The organism is Micromonospora sp. AMSO1212t, from assembly GCF_008868145.1.
Taxonomy (GTDB): domain Bacteria; phylum Actinomycetota; class Actinomycetes; order Mycobacteriales; family Micromonosporaceae; genus Micromonospora; species Micromonospora tulbaghiae.
Window position 1 is genome coordinate 119,494 of the sequence record NZ_WBKS01000003.1, and the last position, 16,705, is coordinate 136,198.

Genomic DNA, 16,705 nt, shown 5'->3' on the forward strand with positions numbered 1-16,705 from the left:
TCGGGTCGGGTCAGGGACCGAACGTGAAGACGTACGCGCGGAAGCCGGGCCGCTCGGCGCGCAGGGTGAGCCGGTGCTCCCCCGGCGTCGCGCCGTCGACCAGCCGGATCATGGCCGCCCGGTCGACGAGGGTCCGGTCGTCCGGGCCCACGTCGGCGCCGCGCGCGTCAGCGGCCGGTTTCCCGTCCAGCAGCACCCGAATCCCGGCCGGTCCCTCCGGTCCCGGGTCGGCCACCAGGTTCACCTCACCGGCGGTGAACGGCAGGACCAGCTCGGCGCCGGGGCCGCCCGCCTCGACGTACTCGTCCTCGACCCGCCAGTCGCCGGTCAGCGCGTACGTGCCGGGCACACCGCGGTCGGCGCCGAGGTAGGTCTCCGGGGTGATCCCGGCGTACGTGGGCTGCGGGCCGGTCACGAACGCGGTCACCTCCGCTGTGACCGGCGGCAGCGCGGTCGCGGGCGCGGCGGCCTCGACCAGCCGCCGGATCAGCGCCTCGGTCCGGTCGTAGCCGCCCTCGCCGACCCAGCGGCCGGCCAGCCGCCCGTCGGCGTCGAAGAGGTACTTCGCCGGCCAGGCGTCGTTGCGCAGGGCACGCCAGAACGTGTAGTCGTCGTCGATCGCGATCGCGTAGGTGAGCCCGTGGTCGCGGATCGCCCGGTCGATGTTCTCCGGCAGCCGGCCGAACGCGAACTCCGGCGCGTGCGCGCCGATCACGGTGAGCCCCAGGTCGCGGTAGTCGCGGTGCCACGCCCGCACGTACGGGGCGGTGCGGATCCAGTTCACGCACGTGTACTCCCAGACGTCGACGAGCACCACGCGTCCGCGCAGGTCCTCCGGTGTCAGCGGTGCGGAGTTCACCCAGCGGCCGACGTCGATCGGCGGCAGCCGGGGCTCGGCCCCGTCCACGTGGCCGGTCATGCGGGCTCCCTTCGTCCGAGGACGTCCGAGGACGTCCGCCGGCGGTTACCCGGACGGCGCTGCTTCGAACGGGCCGCCCGCCGGGCCCACTCGCGTTTGCCCCCGGCCCGGCCGGGTAGGACGCTGCGCCACCCGAGGGCGGGCCGTGCAGGCGGCGTGGGCGGCCGGGACGTCGCGGAGGGTCGATGACGGCTGGACCAGGGCGGGCACAGGCGCCGTCGGACGAGGTGGTGGAGCTGCGGGTGCACGGCGTCTCCGCGGCCGGTGCCGCCGAGGTGCTGGGCCGGCCGCTGGTCCGGCAGGTCGCGGGCGACCGCAGCGCCGGCTTCTACCGGCCCCGCCCCGGGCTTGCCGACGAGCACGGCGCCGGCGGGGTGACGCTGGAGGCGTACCGGTGGAACGACCTGCCGTCGGGCACCGCGCTGCGTACCCTCTCGCTGCTGTTCCTGATGCCCTTCATGCTGCTCAACGTGGCCGTGTGGATGCGGCCGGGGGACGCGGTCGGCGGCGCGATGGTGCGGGCCCTGTGCCGGGTGCTCGGGTTGAGCCTGACCGCGCTGTACGTGCTCGCCGGCGCCGGGGTCGCGCTGGACCTGGTGGCCTGGCAGTGCCTGTCCGTCCCGGCCTGCATCGCCGACCGCGAGTGGCTGTCCTGGATGGGCGGGCGGCCGGTGGGACTGCGGCTGGTGGTGCTGGCGCTGGTCCCGGCCGCCGCGGTAAGTCTGGTCTGGTGGGGCGCCCGGCGGCCGGGACGCTCGTTCACCGCGTTCCGGGCCCCGGAGCGGGCGTCCGTCGGGCCCCCGCTGAGCACGATCGGCCAGTGGGACACCGAGCCGTTGATGGGCCGGCTGCGCTCGATCCACATCGCGGTGGCCTTCGCCACCCTCGACGGGTGTCTCCTCGCCGCCCGGGCCGCACAGGGTGTCCCGCCCACTGTGGCGGCGCTGCTGGCGGTCACCGCCGCACTCCTGCTCGCCTGCGTGGTCCTGGTCTGCGTTCCGCCGCTCGTCGACCGGGCGCCCACCGACCCGAGACGGGACCGGGTGGCCCGGGTGCTGCGCGGCACCGCGGTCGGGCTCACCGTCGTGGTGGCCGGGTACCTGCTGTTCGCCCCGGCCCGCTGGCGCACCGGCGGCGGCCTGCCCGGCTACGGCTCGATCCTGACCTGGCTGCTGGTCACGCACGCGGTCCTGCTCGGCGGCCTCGGCGCCGTGCTGCTCCGGCACCGGCTTCGGGCACGCGGCCACCAGCCGCCGAACGGGCTCGGCGCGCTCGTGGTCGCCGCGGCGGCGGGCGGGCTCGCGGTCGCGTACTCCGCCGAGCTGGTCCAGCGCACCGCCGACCTGCTGGACCGGGGCATGTCCCCGGCGGACGACATACCGGGTCCGGCGCGCGCCTACACCTGGGCGATCTACGGCTTCTTCCGGGCGTTGCTGGTCACGCTGGCGGCCGCCGCCGTGGTGGCGCTGGTGTCCCGGCGCGGCCGGATCCGGGCCGCCCAGGCGATCGTCGAGCGCGACTTCCCGGCGCCCCCGGCCGAGGCGGTGCCCCGGCTGCGGCAGGTCCGGACGATGATCGTCCGGGCCCGGTTCACCGACCTGCTGGTGCCGCTGGCGGTGCTGTTCGCCGTCATGGCCGGGGCGGGCGCGGCGACCACCGCGATGGCGCTGGTCCATCCCGAGCCGGGCGAGGCCCTGGAACGGCGCACGCACGTCCCGGCCGAGCTGGTCATGTTCGGCATCGAGGTGGGCGGGGTGGCGCTCTCGGCGGCGGTGCTGGCCCTGGTCGTGGCCGGGATCTTCGCCTACCGCAGCCCCGGGTTCCGGCACCACGTCGGCGTGCTCTTCGACCTCGCCACGTTCTGGCCCCGGGCCGCGCATCCGTTCGCACCGCCGTGCTACGCCGAGCGGGCCGTGCCGGAGCTGGCCCGGCGCATCACGTACCTGGTGCGCGACGGCAACGGGGTGCTGCTCTCCGGCTACAGCCACGGCTCGGTGCTGGTCGCCGCCACCGTCCTGCAACTACCGGCGGAGATCAGCGCGCGGGTGGCGCTGCTCACCTACAGCTCACCGCTGCGCCGACTCTACGCCCGGCTGTTCCCCGCCTACGTCGGCGACGAGATGCTGCGCGGGATCGGCGGCCGGGTCGGGTGGCGGTGGCGCAACCTGTGGCGGGACACCGACGCGCTGGGCGGATGGATCTTCTCCCCGCACCGCGCCGACGAGCCGGCCCGCGTCCCGGGCCCGGAGGCGACCGTGGACCGCCGCCTCCGGGATCCGGAGAGCCTGGTGGCGCCGCCCTGGGACAGCGTCCCGCCGCCGATCAACGGTCACCTCCCGTCCGAGGACGACCCGGCGTACGCCGAGACGGTGCGGGACCTGGCCGGGCGGCTGCGCGCCACCGGCCCGTGACGCGGACGGGGCGTCAGGCCGCCGGGTGATCCGCCTCGAACCGCTCGCGGGTCAGGAACGCCAGCCGGGCCCGCTTGTCCGGCATGTCGATGTCGGCGCCGAACGTGAATCCCTCGATCCGCAGCCGGCGCAGCATGGCGTCGTTGCGCACGTCCGGCTCGACCACCACGCGGCGCGCGGCCGGGTCACGCAGCAGGAACCGGATCAGGGCCGGGAAGACCGAGCCGGTCAGCGAACCCGGGTACGGCCGGGGCGCGTCGAGCAGCAGGTGCGTCCCCACGTCGCCGGGCTGCACCGGGTAGCGCTCGCCGACCGGGTCCGCCTCCGGCTGGTAGGTCTGGAACAGCCCGATCGGCTCGCCGTCGAGCCGGATCAGGTACGCGTGATGCGTGTCCAGCCCGTCGACGAACGCGTAGATCTCGCGTACCTCGTCGACCGTGTGCGAGCCCATGCCCCAGAACCGGTTGCGCGGCCGGACCACCCAGCCGTGCAGCAGTTCGGCGTGCCGGTCGGGGCGTACCGGCTCCAGCGCCAGCTCGCCGAGGCCGGGGATCCGCTCCAGGTGGATCACGTCGTCTCGTCTCCCGTCAGTGGGCCGGCGGGCACCGGGATCAGCGTCCCGGCGGCCCAGTGGGTCAGTTGGTCGGCGAAGTGCGTGTCGCCGGGGCGCCCGGAGGCGCCGAACGGGACGATCCAGCGGCTGGCCGCCCGGTCGGTCAGGTCCCACACGTAGCGGGCCACCGGGCCGCGCCAGCAGGCGTCGGAGACTCCCGGCACGCTGGAGGTGGCCAGCACACAGTCGTTGTCACCGGCGAGCGCCACCCGCTGCCGCATCGCGGTCACCGCGTCGGTGACCGCCGGGGCCACGCCCAGGTGCACCGGGTACAGCAGGTGCCGGCTCCCCCACTCACCGGGCGCCGGGCCGGCGGCCACCTCGGCCAGCGCCTCGGCGGCCGGTCCCGCGAGGTCGGCGCCGAACCGGGCGGCGAGGTGGTCCAGCGCCAGGCCGATCCGGGCCGCCGGGTCGGTCCAGGGGGCGAACAGCTCGTCGAATCCGCGCGGCTCGTCCAGGGCACGCAACCTCGGGTGTACGCGCAACCGGCGGGCGAGCGCCGCCCGCCAGGCCGCGTACGCGCCGGCCTCGGCCGAGCCGGCCGCCATCGCCCGGTCCCACGTGCGCAGCCGCAGCAGCAACGCGCGGGCGGGTTCGTCGAGCCGGCCCGGGTCGAGCCGGTCGAGCAGGCGGTGGAGCGGTCCGGCCGGGAGCCGATCGTCGGTGTGCACTGTGGACGGCCCGGCGCCCTCGGCGAGCAGCTCCCGGATCCGGCGGGCCCGGTGCGGCGGGGCGAAGTCGGCGCCGTGTGCGGCCACGTCGTCACGGCGGTCGTTCGCGCACACCGCCACACCGTCGACCGGCTCGTCCACCAGCGGCAGGTAGTCGCCCCGCCACCGGTACCGCGGTTCCCAGGCGGGCACGGGCTCCCGGCGGCACCGCTCGTCGCGTACCGGGACCAGACCGGCGACCAGGCGGCGGACACCGCCCTCGGTGTCGGCGGCGAGCACGCTGTTGACCGGCTCGACCCAGTGGCGCAGCGCGTCGGCGACGTCGCCGGTACGCCGGGCGCGCAGCAGCGGCAGCAACGCCTCGAAGCCGAGACGGGCCTCGACCCGGCTCGGGGTGCGCAGGGCGATCGCCTCACCGGTGACCCGGTCGTGGTCGATCACCGGGCCGCGCGGCGTCTCGATCACCTCGACCGTCTCCGGGGCGCCGCCACGGACCTCGATCTCCTCGACGTGGCGCGCGGCGGGTGTCCAGCCGTCGGCGTCGCGCACCAGCACCCGGTCGCCGTCGCGGCGCAGCCGTTCGCGATAGAGGTCCTGGTAGTCGGCCATCGCGTTGGTGACGGCCCACGCCACGTGGCCGGTGTGGCCGAAGTGCGGCACGCCCGGCACGCCGGGAAAGGCGAGGCCGACCACGTCGAACTCCGGGCAGGCCAGCCGGACCTGCTGGTAGACGCCGGGCAGTTCGAGCAGCCGGTGCGGGTCACCGGCGATCACCGGGCCACGCCCGGTGGCCGGGTCGGCGGGCAGCGCCCAGGCGTTGCTGCCCGAGGACGCCGGTCCCTCGACCGCGAACAACCCGGCCGCGTCGGGGCCGAGCGTCCGGGCCACGTGCGCGTGCCAGAGCTTGTTCGGGAACGTGGAGAAGAGCACGTGCTGGACGAGGAAGACGCCCAGCGGCGACCAGGGCCGCCAGGGTTCGGGCGCGGCGCCGGTGGCGGCGAACTCCGGCGCGGCGGCGGCGCCCTCGGCGAGTCCGGAGTTGACCCCGTCGACGTACGCCTCGACCCACCGCCGGGTGTCCGGGTCCAGCCGCTCGTAGCAGCGCCGGGCGGTGTCGTCCAGCCGTACGCGGCGGGCGAACCGGTCCCACGCCAGCTCGGCCGGGCCGACGTGGGCGGCCAGGCGACCTTCGGCGCGCCATCGTTCGACGCTGATCTGCCAGGCCCGGTCCAGCGCGGCGACTCGCCCCTGCAGACGCGCGAGCGCGTCGACGTCGGCGGCCCGCATCTGGGGCACACCCCACCTGTCGCGATCGACGTGCGTCATGGTCTCACGCCGTTTCGGCGCGCCGGGCGCCGGTTCCGTTCCACAGTCAACTTAGGATAACCTCCCCTAACCGAGGGCGACCCTACCGCGACGCGGGCGGGGTGCCAACCAGCGGTACATGCGGGACAAAGCACCCCGAGTCGTGCTTGATAGTTAGGCCAGCCTAACCTAACCTCATCGCCGCGGCTGTTGCCGCGCGTCCTGTCCGTACGACCGCTGGGAAGTCGCATGAGTTCGATCGGGAGCCCGACCGGCGCCGCGCCCACCGACACCGGCCGCGCCGCCGCCACGGCACGCGACCACCTGTTCAACGCCGGCTCGCTCGGGCGGTACCGGGACGTGCTGGCACGCGGCGTCGACCGGGTCGCCCGCCGGGTGGGCGAGGCGGACCGGCCGTTCACCGGCGTCACACCCGACGAACTGGCGCCGCTCATCGGCGCCATCGACCTGGACCGGCCGCTCGGCGACACCGACGCCGCCCTGGACGAACTGCACGACGTGTGGCTGCGCGACGCGGTCTACTTCCACCACCCGCGCTACCTGGCCCACCTGAACTGCCCGGTGGTCATCCCGGCGCTGCTCGGCGAGGCGGTGCTCAGCGCCGTCAACTCCTCACTGGACACCTGGGACCAGAGCGCCGGCGCGACGCTGATGGAGCGGCGCCTGATCGAGTGGACGGCCGGGCGCATCGGGCTCGGCGCCGGCGCCGACGGGGTCTTCACCAGCGGCGGCACCCAGTCGAACCTCCAGGCGATGTTGCTGGCGCGTGAGGAGGCGTACCGCACGGTGGTGGGCGGCGCCGCCGGCCGGCCGGACCGGCCGCAGGTGCTCTCCCGGCTGCGCATCCTCACCTCCGCGGCCGGGCACTTCAGCGTGCAGAAGGCCGCCAAGCTGCTCGGCCTGGCCGCCGACGCGGTGCTCACCGTGCCCACCGACGCGAACCGCCGGATGCGCACCGACGAGCTGGCCCGCGCGATCGACCGCTGCCACCGCGACGGCCAGGTGGTGATGGCCGTCGTCGCCACCGCCGGCACCACCGACTTCGGCACCATCGACCCGCTGCCGGAGATCGCCGACATCTGCGCCGCCGCGGGCGTCTGGCTGCACGTCGACGCCGCGTACGGCTGCGGGCTGCTGGTCTCCCCCACCCGCCGGCACCTGCTCGACGGCATCGATCGGGCCGCGTCGGTGACTGTGGACTACCACAAGTCGTTCTTCCAGCCGGTCAGCTCCAGCGCGCTGCTGGTCCGCGACGGCCGGACGCTGCGCCACGCCACCTGGCACGCGGACTACCTCAACCCGGCCCGCGCGGTCGAGCAGGGCATCCCCAACCAGGTCGACAAGAGCATCCAGACCACCCGCCGGTTCGACGCGTGCAAGCTCTGGCTGACCCTGCGGATCATGGGACCGGACGCGATCGGCGCGCTGTTCGACCAGGTCGTCGACCTCGCGGCGCAGGCGTGGCGGCGGCTCGACGCCGACCCGCGCTTCGAGGTGGCCGCGCCGTCGCAACTGAGCACAGTGGTCTTCCGGTACCGGCCGGCCGGCCTCGCCCCCGACCTGGTCGACGAGGCCAACCTGTACGCCCGCGACGCGCTCGCCGCCTCCGGCGCGGCCCTGGTCGCCGGCACCAGGGTCGACGGCGCCCACCATCTGAAGCTCACCCTGCTCAACCCGGAGACCACAGTGGACGACGTCGCCCACGTGCTGGGCCTCATCGCCGACCACGCCGCCTGGTACGCCCGGACCGCGGCCGCCGCCGAGCTTTCCTGCCCGGTCTGACCCCCGCCGAGGAGAACGAGAACATGTCGACCCACGACTTCATCGCCGTCGGGCTGGGCCCCTACAACCTCGGCCTGGCCTGCCTCACCGCGCCGATCGACGACCTCGACGGGCTGTTCCTGGAGGCCCGCGACAGCTTCGACTGGCACCCCGGCATGCTGCTCGAATCCACCCGGCTCCAGACGCCGTTCATCGCCGACCTGGTCACGCTCGCGGACCCCACCTCGCCGTACTCGTTCCTGAGCTACCTGAAGGAGACCGGCCGGCTCTACCCGTTCTACATCCGGGAGAGCTTCTTCCCGTTGCGCGCCGAGTACAACGACTACTGCCGCTGGGCCGCCGGGAAGCTGCCGAACCTGCGTTTCCGGCACGCCGTCACCGCCGTCGAGTACGACGAGGCCGACGACCGGTACGTGGTGCGCGCCGACACGCCGGACGGGCCGGTCACCCACCGGGCCCGGCACCTCGTGCTCGGCACCGGCACGCCGCCCTACCTGCCGCCGGCCTGCGCCGGGCTGGGCGGTGACATGATCCACAACTCGCGCTACCTGGAGCACCGGGAGGCGCTGCGGGCCAAGGACAGCATCACCGTCGTCGGCAGCGGCCAGAGCGCCGCGGAGATCTACCACGACCTGCTCGGCGACATCGACACGTACGGCTACCAGCTCACCTGGGTGACCCGCTCGCCCCGGTTCTTCCCGCTGGAGTACACCAAGCTCACGCTGGAGATGACCTCGCCGGACTACGTGGACTACTTCCACGCGCTGCCCGAGCCGACCCGCTACGCGCTGGAGGCCGCACAGAAGCCGCTGTTCAAGGGCATCAACGCCGACCTGATCAACGACATCTACGACCTGCTGTACGCCAAGAGCCTGCACGGCCCGGCGCCGACCCGGCTGCTGACCAACACCGAGCTGGTCGAGGCGGCGTACGCCGACGGTCGCTACCGGCTCGGGCTGCGCCACACCGAGCAGGCCCGCGTGTTCACGCTCGACACGGCGGGACTGGTGCTGGCCACCGGCTACCACTACCGCGTACCGGACTTCCTCGCGCCGGTACGCGACCGGCTCCGCTTCGACGCGCACGGCCGCTTCGACGTGGCCCGCAACTACAGCGTCGACCACACCGGCCGGGGCGTGTTCCTCCAGAACGGCGGCACCCACACGCACAGCATCACCTCACCCGACCTGGGGATGGGCCCGTACCGCAACTCGTGGCTGATCCGGGAGATGACCGGCCGGGAGCACTACCCGGTGGAGAAGACCATCGCGTTCCAGGAGTTCGGCGCCCCGGCCGGAGCGCCGGCATGAGCGAGCGCACCGAGCGAAGCGAGGGCCGCGAGCGCATGCCCAGCCAGCCCCGCATGAGCGAGCGCACCGAGCGAAGCGAGGGCCGCGAGCGCATGCCCAGCCGGCCCCGCATGACCGCGTTCACCCGCGTCGACGACGCGCTGGGCGAGTTCACGCTGCGCCCGCTGGACCCGGACGCCGACGCCGCGCTGCTGCACCGCTGGGTCACCCACCCGAAGTCCGCGTTCTGGCTGATGCAGGACGCCGACGTGGACGCGGTCGCCGCGGAGTACCGGCGCATCGCCGACCACCCGCACCACGACGCGTACCTGGGATCGTGGCGCGGCACGGCGGCGTTCCTGGCCGAGCGGTACGACCCGGCCCGCGTGGAGCTGGTCGGCCTGTACGACCCGGAGCCCGGCGACGTCGGCATGCACTTCCTCTGCGCTCCCGCCGACACGCCGGTGCACGGCTTCACCCGTGCCGTCATCACCACGGTGATGGCCTGGCTGTTCGCCGACCCGGCGACGCGCCGGGTGGTGGTGGAGCCGGACGTGCGCAACACCGCCGTGCACGCGCTCAACGCGGCAGTCGGCTTCTCAGTCGTCGGCCCGATCCGCAAGCCCGAGAAGGAGGCGCTGCTCAGCGTCTGCACCCGGGACCAGTTCCGGGCCGCCACCGGCGCGCCCACCAGCGAGGAAGGGGCACCGGCGTGAACGCCAGCTCATCCGTGGACCACCTGACCCCCGAGGCGTGGGCGACGGCCAACCGGCTGCTGGTGCGCAAGGCGCTCGCCGAGTTCGCCCACGAGCGCCTGATCGCCCCCGAGCCCGCCGGCCCGGGACAGTGGCTGGTACGCAGCGACGACGGCACCGTCGAGTACCGGTTCGCCGCGCAGCGGCTGGCGCTGGATCACTGGCAGGTCGACGCGGACAGCATCGTGCGCCGCCGCGACGGCGCGGACCTGCCGCCCGACGCCGTGGACCTCTGTGTGGAGCTGCGCGGGGCGCTCGGCCTCACCGACGCGATCCTGCCGGTCTACCTGGAGGAGATCACCTCCACGCTGGCCGGGACCGCGTACAAGCTCGCCAAGCCCGCGCTGAACGCCGCCGAGCTGGCCGCCGCCGACTTCCAGGCGATCGAGACCGGCATGACCGAGGGGCATCCCTGCTTCGTGGCCAACAACGGCCGCATCGGCTTCGGCGTGCACGAATACCACGCGTACGCCCCGGAGGCCGCCGCGCCGGTACGGCTGCTCTGGCTCGCCGCGCACCGCGACCACACCACGTTCACCTGCGCCGACGACCTGGACTACGACACGCTGGTGCGGGCCGAGCTGGGCGAGCAGACGCCGGCCCGGTTCACCGCCACGCTCACCGGGCTGGGCCTGGACCCGGCCGACTACCTGTTCGTCCCGGTGCACCCGTGGCAGTGGTGGAACAAGCTGGCTGTCACGTTCGCCGGTGAGGTGGCCCGGCGCCGGCTGGTCTGCCTCGGCGAAGGGCCGGACGAGTACCTCGCGCAGCAGTCCATCCGCACCTTCTTCAACGTCAGCGACCCGGCCAAGCACTACGTGAAGACCGCGCTGTCGGTGCTGAACATGGGCTTCATGCGCGGGCTGTCCGCCGCGTACATGGAGGCGACGCCCGCGATCAACGACTGGCTGGCCGGGCTGATCGAGGGCGACCCGGTGCTCAAGCGCACCGGCCTGTCGATCATCCGGGAGCGGGCCGCGATCGGCTACCGCCACCGGCAGTACGAGGCGGCCACCGACAGGTACTCCCCGTACCGGAAGATGCTGGCGGCGCTCTGGCGGGAGAGCCCGGTCCCCGCGCTGGAACCCGGGCAGCGGCTGGCCACCATGGCCTCGCTGCTGCACCTGGACCGGGACGGGCGCTCGCTCGCCGCGGCGCTGATCGACGAGTCGGGGCTGGCGCCGGCCGGCTGGCTGCGCCGCTACCTGGACGCCTACCTGGTGCCGCTGCTGCACAGCCTGTACGCCCACGACCTGGCGTTCATGCCGCACGGCGAGAACGTCATCCTGGTGCTGGACGGCGGCGCGGTGGAGCGGGTCGTGTTCAAGGACATCGCCGAGGAGATCGTGGTGATGGACCCGGACGCGGACCTGCCGGAGCAGGTGCGGCGGATCCGGGCCGCCATCGGAGAGGACGAGAAGATCCTCTCCATCTTCACCGACGTGTTCGACTGCTTCCTGCGGCACCTGAGCGCCGCCCTGCACACCCAGGGCGTGCTCGACCAGGACGCATTCTGGCGCACGGTGGCCGAGTGCGCCGCCGACTACGCCGCCACGGTGCCGCACCTGGCCGACCGGATGCGCCGGCACGACCTGTTCGCGCCGGAGTTCACGCTGTCCTGCCTCAACCGGCTCCAGCTGCGCAACAACCAGCAGATGGTGGACCTGTCCGACCCGTCGGCCGCGTTGCAGTTCGCCGGCACGCTGGTCAACCCGCTCGCCCCGTACGCGCCGCGCCGATGACGAAGCGGGCCGGCGCACGGCGCCGGCCCGCTTCAACGGCGGTGGGGACGATCAGTTCTCCGCGCGACCGGCCCGCCAGTAGCCCATGAACGCCACCGCGCACCGGTCCATGCCCCGCTCGGTGACCAGGTGGCGGCGCAGGCCGCGGATCACCGCCGCCTCCCCTGCCAGCCAGGCGTAGAGCGGCGCGCCGTCGGGCCGATCCGGCACCTCCCAGAGGATGTCCCGGTCCACGTCCACCTCCGCCAGCGGCGCGGCGACCGGCCCGGCCGGTACGGGCACCAACCGGCCGGCCAGGCTCGTCACCGCCGGGGTGAGCCGGCTGCCGTGCCGGGCGCCGTCGCGGGGCAGCCAGGTCACGGTCACGCCCGCCGGGGCCCGGCAGGGCAGCTCGTCGCCGGTCTCCGGCACCTCCACCAGCGCGTGCCCGCGCGCGTCGGCGGGCAGCCGCTCCAGGATCGCGCAGATCGCCGGCGCGGCGGTCTCGTCGCCGGCCAGCAGCAGCGTGGCGCCGGCCGGCGGCTGGAACTCGACCCCGCCGTGCGGGCCGTCCCACCCGGCATCCGGGCCGACCACGGCGATCCGGTCGCCGAGGCGGGCCCGACGTGCCCACCGGGTGGCCGGGCCGCCGTCGCCGTGCAGCGCCATGTCCACGTCCACCTCGTACGCCTCCGGCCGGACCGCCCGGACCGTGTAGGTGCGGATCGGGCTGCGCAGCCCGTCCGGCAGCTCACGCCACCGCGGGAACCAGTCCGGCCCGTCGGGCAGCTCCCCCGGCGCCCCGTCGACCGGCGGCAGGGCCAGCTTGATCCGCTGGTCGTACCCGTTGTCGGCGAACCGGTCCAGGTCCGGGCCGGTGAGCGTCACCCGCAGGAACGACGGGCCGAGCCGGCGTAGCGCGCGGACCTCGACGGTGAAGACTCGCCAGGGCGCGACGGCCAGGGTGCTGGTCATGCGTCATTCCTCTCACGGCCGGTGGGCGGTGCGTCGGTGAACGGGTCAACGGGCGGCTGCCGCGGCGCGGGAACGCCACAGCAGCCAGACGAAGTACGGGGTGCCGATCAGGGCGGTGACCAGACCGGCGGGGACCTGGGCGGGTGCGATCACGCTGCGGCCGAGCGTGTCGGCGAGGCTGACCAGGGTGGCGCCGAGCAGCACCGCGACCGGCAGGACGCGGGTGTGCCGCCCGCCGACGAGGGCGCGGGCCGCGTGCGGCGCGACCAGGCCGACGAAGCCGATCACGCCGACCGCCGACACGGCGGTGGCGGTGAGCAGCGCCGCCAGGCCGAGCGCGATCAGCCGGGCGCGTTCCAGCCGGACGCCGAGCACCCGGGGCGTGTCGTCGTCGAGCGCGAGCAGGTCCAGCTCGCGGCGCACGGCGGCCACCACCGGCAGCGCGATCAGCAGCGCGATCAGCACCGGCAGCACCTGCGGGGCGGTACGCCCGTAGGTGGAGCCGGACAGCCAGGTCAGCGCCTTGCCGGTGTTCCACGGGTCGGACGAGACCACGATGAACGTGATGATCGCCGTACCGCCCTGCCAGACCGCGAACCCGATCAGCACCAGCCGGTCGGAGTTGAGGCCGCGCCTCCGCGCCAGGCCGTAGACCAGCGCGAACGCGGCGACCGCGCCGAGACCGGCGGCGCCGGACAGGGCGAGCACGCCGGCCATCGGCGCGAACGTCAGCAGCGACACCGCGCCGATGCCGGCGCCGCCGGTGATGCCGAGGATGCCCGGTTCGGCCAGGGGGTTGCGGCACACCGCCTGCACCGTGGTGCCGGCCAGGGCCAGCGCCGCGCCGGCCAGCAGCGCCGCGGTGACCCGCGGCCAGCGGGCGTCCAGCACGAAGGTGTACGCCGGGCCGGTGCGGCCCTGCAGCCAGTTGACGACGTCGCCCAGCAGCACCCAGGTGTCACCGAAGAGCATGCCGAGCACCAGCGCGGCGGTGAAGACGACCGCGCAGACCGCGATGACTGTGGCGACGAAGCCGCGGGAGCGGACGGCGGCGTGACCGCCCGGCGCCTGCCGGGTCGGCCCGGCGTCGCGGTGGCGGCGGGCCAGCCAGATCAGCAGCACCGCGCCGAAGAGCGTGGTCACCACGCCGGTCGGCACGTCGACGCCGGCCTGCCCGCCGAGCACGGCCCGCAGCAGCACGTCGGAGCCGAGCACGATGACCACGCCGACGATGCCGGCCAGCGGCATCAGGACCCGGTGCCGGTGCACCTCGGGCACCCACTTGCCGAGCAGCCGGACGATCACCGGCGCGCCGAGGCCGACGAAGCCGATCGGCCCGGCCATGGTGACCGCCGCGGCGGAGAGCAGCACCGCCAGCAGCACCACTGTCAGCCGGGTGCGGCGCACGTTGAGCCCGAGCACGGTGGCGGTGTCGTCGCCGAGGGCGAGCAGGTCCAGCCGGTGCCCGAGCGCCACGAGCAGCAGCGCGGCGACCCCGATCACGGGGGCGAGCTGGGTGAACGCGACCAGGTCGCCCTGCACGAGCGAGCCGTTGCCCCAGGCGAACAGGCCGATGGTGGACTGCTCGAACAGCAGCAGGATCAGCATGGTCACCGAGGCCAGCGCCATCGCGGTGGCCGAGCCGGCGAGGATGAGCCGGGTGGTGGCGGCCTGGCCGCCGGCCGAGAGCAGCATGACCAGGGAGGCGGCGGCGAGGCCGCCGCAGAACGCCAGGCCGCCCGAGGGCAGCGCCGGCAGCGCGATCCCGAACGCGGCGGTGGAGACGATCGCCAGGTGCGCGCCCGCGTTCACCGCGAGCGTGTCCGGCGAGGCGAGCGGGTTGCGGGTGGTCGACTGCAGCGCGGCACCGGCGAAACCGAGCGCGACGCCGACGGCGAGGCCGGTGAGCAGCCGGGGCAGGCGGGAGGCGACGAGCACCCGGGCGGCCTCGTCGTCGCCGCCGGTGAGCAGCCGGAGCAGGTCCAGCGCCCCCACCGACGACGTGCCCTGGGTGAGGTGCACCGCGGTGATCGCGACGAGCAGCGCCGCGGCGAGGGTGAACGCGCCGGCGACGCGGCTGCGCCGGGCGGGCGGCGGCCCGACCGGGGCCGGCCGGGTGGCCGGCCCCGGCGGGGCGGGGGCGGTCATCGCGCTCAAGCCGTGTAGACCTTGACCAGCTCGTCGATGTACTGCTTGGCGGACAGCGTGCCGCCGAACGTCCAGATGCCGTTGGGCATCTTGTGCAGCTTGTTCTGCTGGACGAACGGCAGGGAGCGCCAGATCGCGTTGCCGGCGAGGCCGTCGGCGAACACGTCGTTGCCGTCCGAGGCGTTGTAGAAGAAGTGCAGGTCCTGGCTCTTGAGGACGTTCATGCCCTCGACGTCGGTCTGGCCCAGGCCCCACATCTCGTCGGTCTTGCCGGTCCAGGCGTTCTTGAGGCCGAGCTGGATGCCGAGCTGGGAGACGAACGCGCCCTGGCCGAACATCCGGATCGAGACGGTGCTGCCCTCCTTCCAGCCGTCGGCGATGGCGAACTGCTTGCCGGCCGCCCCGGCGTCGGCGATCTTCTTCTTGCCGTCGGCGAGCGCGGCGTCGAAGTCGGCGAGCAGCTTGTCCGCCTGCGCGGTCCGGCCGGTCGCGGTGGCGATCATCTTCAGGTCCGCGCGCATCCGGCCGATGTTGTCGGAGGCGTCGCTGCCCTTGGTGACCAGCACCGGGACGTACTTCTCCAGCTGGGTGACGACGGCGGAGCCGCGCTCGGCCTCCATCACCACGAGGTCCGGCTGGAGGGCGACGATCGAGTCGACGCTCGGCTCGCCCCGGGTGCCGACGTCCTTGACGCCCGCGTCGAGCGGGGCGGCGGTCACCCAGGTGGCGTACCCCTTGGGGTCGGCCACGCCGACCGGCATCACGCCGAGACCGACGAGCATCTCGACCTCGCCCCACTCCAGGCCGACGACCTTGGTGGCGGGGCTCTTGAGGGTGATGGTCTTGCCCCGGCTGTCGGTGACGGTGACCGGGCCGGTGGACGCGGCGTCGGAGGGGGACGGTGCGGCGGCGGGCTCCTCGGTGGTGCCGCAGCCGGCGATCAGCAGCGCGCTGGCCGCGGCGGCGGCGAGCAGGGTCAGACGGGTACGCAACATCGGTTTCTCTTCTGTGGGCAGGAGTCGGTCAGGCGCAGACGCGGGTCGTGTGCCGGCCGACGGGACGAGTGGAGAGCAGGTTGGTGACCGGGTCGACCGTCACCTCGACGCGGATGCCGTACGCCTCGGTGAGCGCCGCCTCGGTGAACACCTCGTGCGGCGTGCCGGCACCGCGGACCCGGCCTTCGTGCAGGAGCACGACCTGGTCGGCGACGGCGGCCGCCTGGTTGAGGTCGTGCAGCACCACACCGACGGCGACGCCGGCGGTGTCGGCGAGTTCGCGCATCAGGTCGAGGATCTCCACCTGGTAGCGCAGGTCCAGGAACGTGGTCGGCTCGTCCAGCAGCAGGATCGCGGTGTCCTGAGCCAGGCAGGTGGCCAGCCAGACCCGTTGCAGCTCGCCGCCGGACAGCTCGTCGACCGGCCGGCCGGCCATCGCGTCGACGCCCGTCACCCGCATGGCCCGGTCGATCGCGGCCGGTCCGTCGAGGTCGTTCGCGCGCCACCGCTGACGGTACGGGTGCCGGCCGTACCCGACCACGTCGCGCACCGTCACCCCGCTGGGGGTGGGTCGGCTCTGCGCGAGCAGCGTGACCCGGCGGGCGAAGTCCCGGGCGGACAGCGCCCGGGCCGGCGTGCCGTCGGCCAGCACGATCTCGCCGTGCTCCAGCGGGTGCAGGCGGGCCAGCCCGCGCAGCAGCGTCGACTTGCCGCTGCCGTTCGGGCCGACCAACGCGGTCACGGCCGCGGGCCGAAGAGTGATGGCGGCGTCGTGCACCACCGTCGTGCCGTGGTAGCCCAGCCGCAGGTCGCTGCCGCTCAAGCCGTCGGCTCGCACCGTTCTGCTCGTCACGGAGGTTAGGCTAACCTAAGCGATGATCAGGCTGTCAAGCCGGTCCTTCGGTCGGATTCCGCGGCCCGCCGCACATTGGCACCTGACGCGTGGCGCGCGGTCGAGCACCACGAGCAGCTGCGACAACCCCACCCGCGACGCTCCCCACCTAGCCGCCCCTGCCCGCGCTCCTGGTCCCACCCCACCCCCACACCCGTCGATCATGAAGTAGACGGCGTTGACGATCCCCGATTCGGCCGCCAACATC

12 protein-coding genes are annotated in these 16,705 nt (G+C 74.2%); 5 read left to right on the forward strand and 7 right to left on the reverse strand.

The window, feature by feature from the left end; all coding sequences use genetic code 11:
* Positions 1–10: 10 nt before the first annotated feature.
* A complete protein-coding gene (locus tag F8279_RS01855) occupies positions 11–919 on the reverse strand; it encodes a redoxin (RefSeq protein ID WP_151498907.1) in 909 nt (302 codons plus the stop codon).
* A gap of 185 nt (positions 920–1,104) precedes the next feature.
* On the opposite strand from F8279_RS01855, the gene F8279_RS01860 reads away from it, so the two are divergent.
* Positions 1,105–3,330: a hypothetical protein gene (locus tag F8279_RS01860; protein ID WP_151498908.1), complete on the forward strand. Its 2,226-nt coding sequence runs from the start codon at positions 1,105–1,107 to the stop codon at positions 3,328–3,330.
* A gap of 13 nt (positions 3,331–3,343) precedes the next feature.
* On the opposite strand, the gene F8279_RS01865 is transcribed toward F8279_RS01860, so the two are convergent.
* Positions 3,344–3,901 carry a GNAT family N-acetyltransferase gene (locus tag F8279_RS01865; protein WP_151498909.1) on the reverse strand — a complete coding sequence of 186 codons (558 nt, stop codon included), beginning with the start codon at positions 3,899–3,901 and terminating at the stop codon, positions 3,344–3,346.
* Positions 3,898–5,940: a penicillin acylase family protein gene (locus F8279_RS01870; protein ID WP_151498910.1), complete on the reverse strand. Its 2,043-nt coding sequence runs from the start codon at positions 5,938–5,940 to the stop codon at positions 3,898–3,900. Before F8279_RS01870 ends, F8279_RS01865 begins: the two co-directional genes overlap by 4 nt.
* Positions 5,941–6,168: 228 nt before the next feature.
* Here F8279_RS01870 and F8279_RS01875 point away from each other — a divergent pair, with 228 nt between their 5' ends.
* From F8279_RS01875 to F8279_RS01890, 4 genes are all read left to right on the forward strand, one after another.
* Positions 6,169–7,722 (forward strand): aspartate aminotransferase family protein, encoded by a 1,554-nt coding sequence (locus F8279_RS01875; protein WP_151498911.1) that lies wholly within the window; start codon positions 6,169–6,171, stop codon positions 7,720–7,722.
* Positions 7,723–7,745: 23 nt separating this feature from the next.
* Positions 7,746–9,032 carry a lysine N(6)-hydroxylase/L-ornithine N(5)-oxygenase family protein gene (locus F8279_RS01880; protein ID WP_151498912.1) on the forward strand — a complete coding sequence of 429 codons (1,287 nt, stop codon included), beginning with the start codon at positions 7,746–7,748 and terminating at the stop codon, positions 9,030–9,032.
* Between the two features lie 110 nt (positions 9,033–9,142).
* A complete protein-coding gene (locus tag F8279_RS01885) occupies positions 9,143–9,727 on the forward strand; it encodes a GNAT family N-acetyltransferase (RefSeq protein WP_151498918.1) in 585 nt (194 codons plus the stop codon).
* Complete coding sequence (locus F8279_RS01890) at positions 9,724–11,508, forward strand: IucA/IucC family siderophore biosynthesis protein (protein ID WP_151498913.1); 1,785 nt, start codon at positions 9,724–9,726, stop codon at positions 11,506–11,508. Before F8279_RS01885 ends, F8279_RS01890 begins: the two co-directional genes overlap by 4 nt.
* A gap of 51 nt (positions 11,509–11,559) precedes the next feature.
* Here F8279_RS01890 and F8279_RS01895 read toward each other — a convergent pair whose 3' ends face one another.
* The 4 genes from F8279_RS01895 to F8279_RS01910 are packed head-to-tail and all read right to left on the reverse strand — an operon-like array spanning position 11,560 to position 16,443.
* A complete protein-coding gene (locus tag F8279_RS01895; protein ID WP_151498914.1) occupies positions 11,560–12,462 on the reverse strand; it encodes a siderophore-interacting protein in 903 nt (300 codons plus the stop codon).
* Between the two features lie 45 nt (positions 12,463–12,507).
* Positions 12,508–14,610 carry an iron ABC transporter permease gene (locus F8279_RS01900; RefSeq protein WP_091425044.1) on the reverse strand — a complete coding sequence of 701 codons (2,103 nt, stop codon included), beginning with the start codon at positions 14,608–14,610 and terminating at the stop codon, positions 12,508–12,510.
* Positions 14,611–14,615: 5 nt separating this feature from the next.
* Positions 14,616–15,605, reverse strand: coding sequence for an iron-siderophore ABC transporter substrate-binding protein (locus tag F8279_RS01905; RefSeq protein ID WP_047891049.1), 990 nt, complete (start codon positions 15,603–15,605; stop codon positions 14,616–14,618).
* Positions 15,606–15,633: 28 nt separating this feature from the next.
* The gene (locus F8279_RS01910) at positions 15,634–16,443 is read right to left on the reverse strand and encodes an ABC transporter ATP-binding protein (protein WP_091425042.1); all 810 of its coding nucleotides are present in this window, start codon (positions 16,441–16,443) and stop codon (positions 15,634–15,636) included.
* Between the last annotated feature and the right edge of the window lie 262 nt (positions 16,444–16,705).

What these genes read in the sequence shown, in the direction of transcription:
- F8279_RS01860 (WP_151498908.1), top strand. Translation starts at nt 1,105, where the DNA reads ATGACGGCTGGACCAGGGCGGGCACAGGCGCCGTCGGACGAGGTGGTG.
- F8279_RS01855 (WP_151498907.1), bottom strand. Translation starts at nt 919, where the DNA reads ATGACCGGCCACGTGGACGGGGCCGAGCCCCGGCTGCCGCCGATCGAC.
- F8279_RS01900 (WP_091425044.1), bottom strand. Translation starts at nt 14,610, where the DNA reads ATGACCGCCCCCGCCCCGCCGGGGCCGGCCACCCGGCCGGCCCCGGTC.
- F8279_RS01895 (WP_151498914.1), bottom strand. Translation starts at nt 12,462, where the DNA reads ATGACCAGCACCCTGGCCGTCGCGCCCTGGCGAGTCTTCACCGTCGAG.
- F8279_RS01885 (WP_151498918.1), top strand. Translation starts at nt 9,143, where the DNA reads ATGACCGCGTTCACCCGCGTCGACGACGCGCTGGGCGAGTTCACGCTG.
- F8279_RS01875 (WP_151498911.1), top strand. Translation starts at nt 6,169, where the DNA reads ATGAGTTCGATCGGGAGCCCGACCGGCGCCGCGCCCACCGACACCGGC.
- F8279_RS01905 (WP_047891049.1), bottom strand. Translation starts at nt 15,605, where the DNA reads ATGTTGCGTACCCGTCTGACCCTGCTCGCCGCCGCCGCGGCCAGCGCG.
- F8279_RS01880 (WP_151498912.1), top strand. Translation starts at nt 7,746, where the DNA reads ATGTCGACCCACGACTTCATCGCCGTCGGGCTGGGCCCCTACAACCTC.
- F8279_RS01870 (WP_151498910.1), bottom strand. Translation starts at nt 5,940, where the DNA reads ATGACGCACGTCGATCGCGACAGGTGGGGTGTGCCCCAGATGCGGGCC.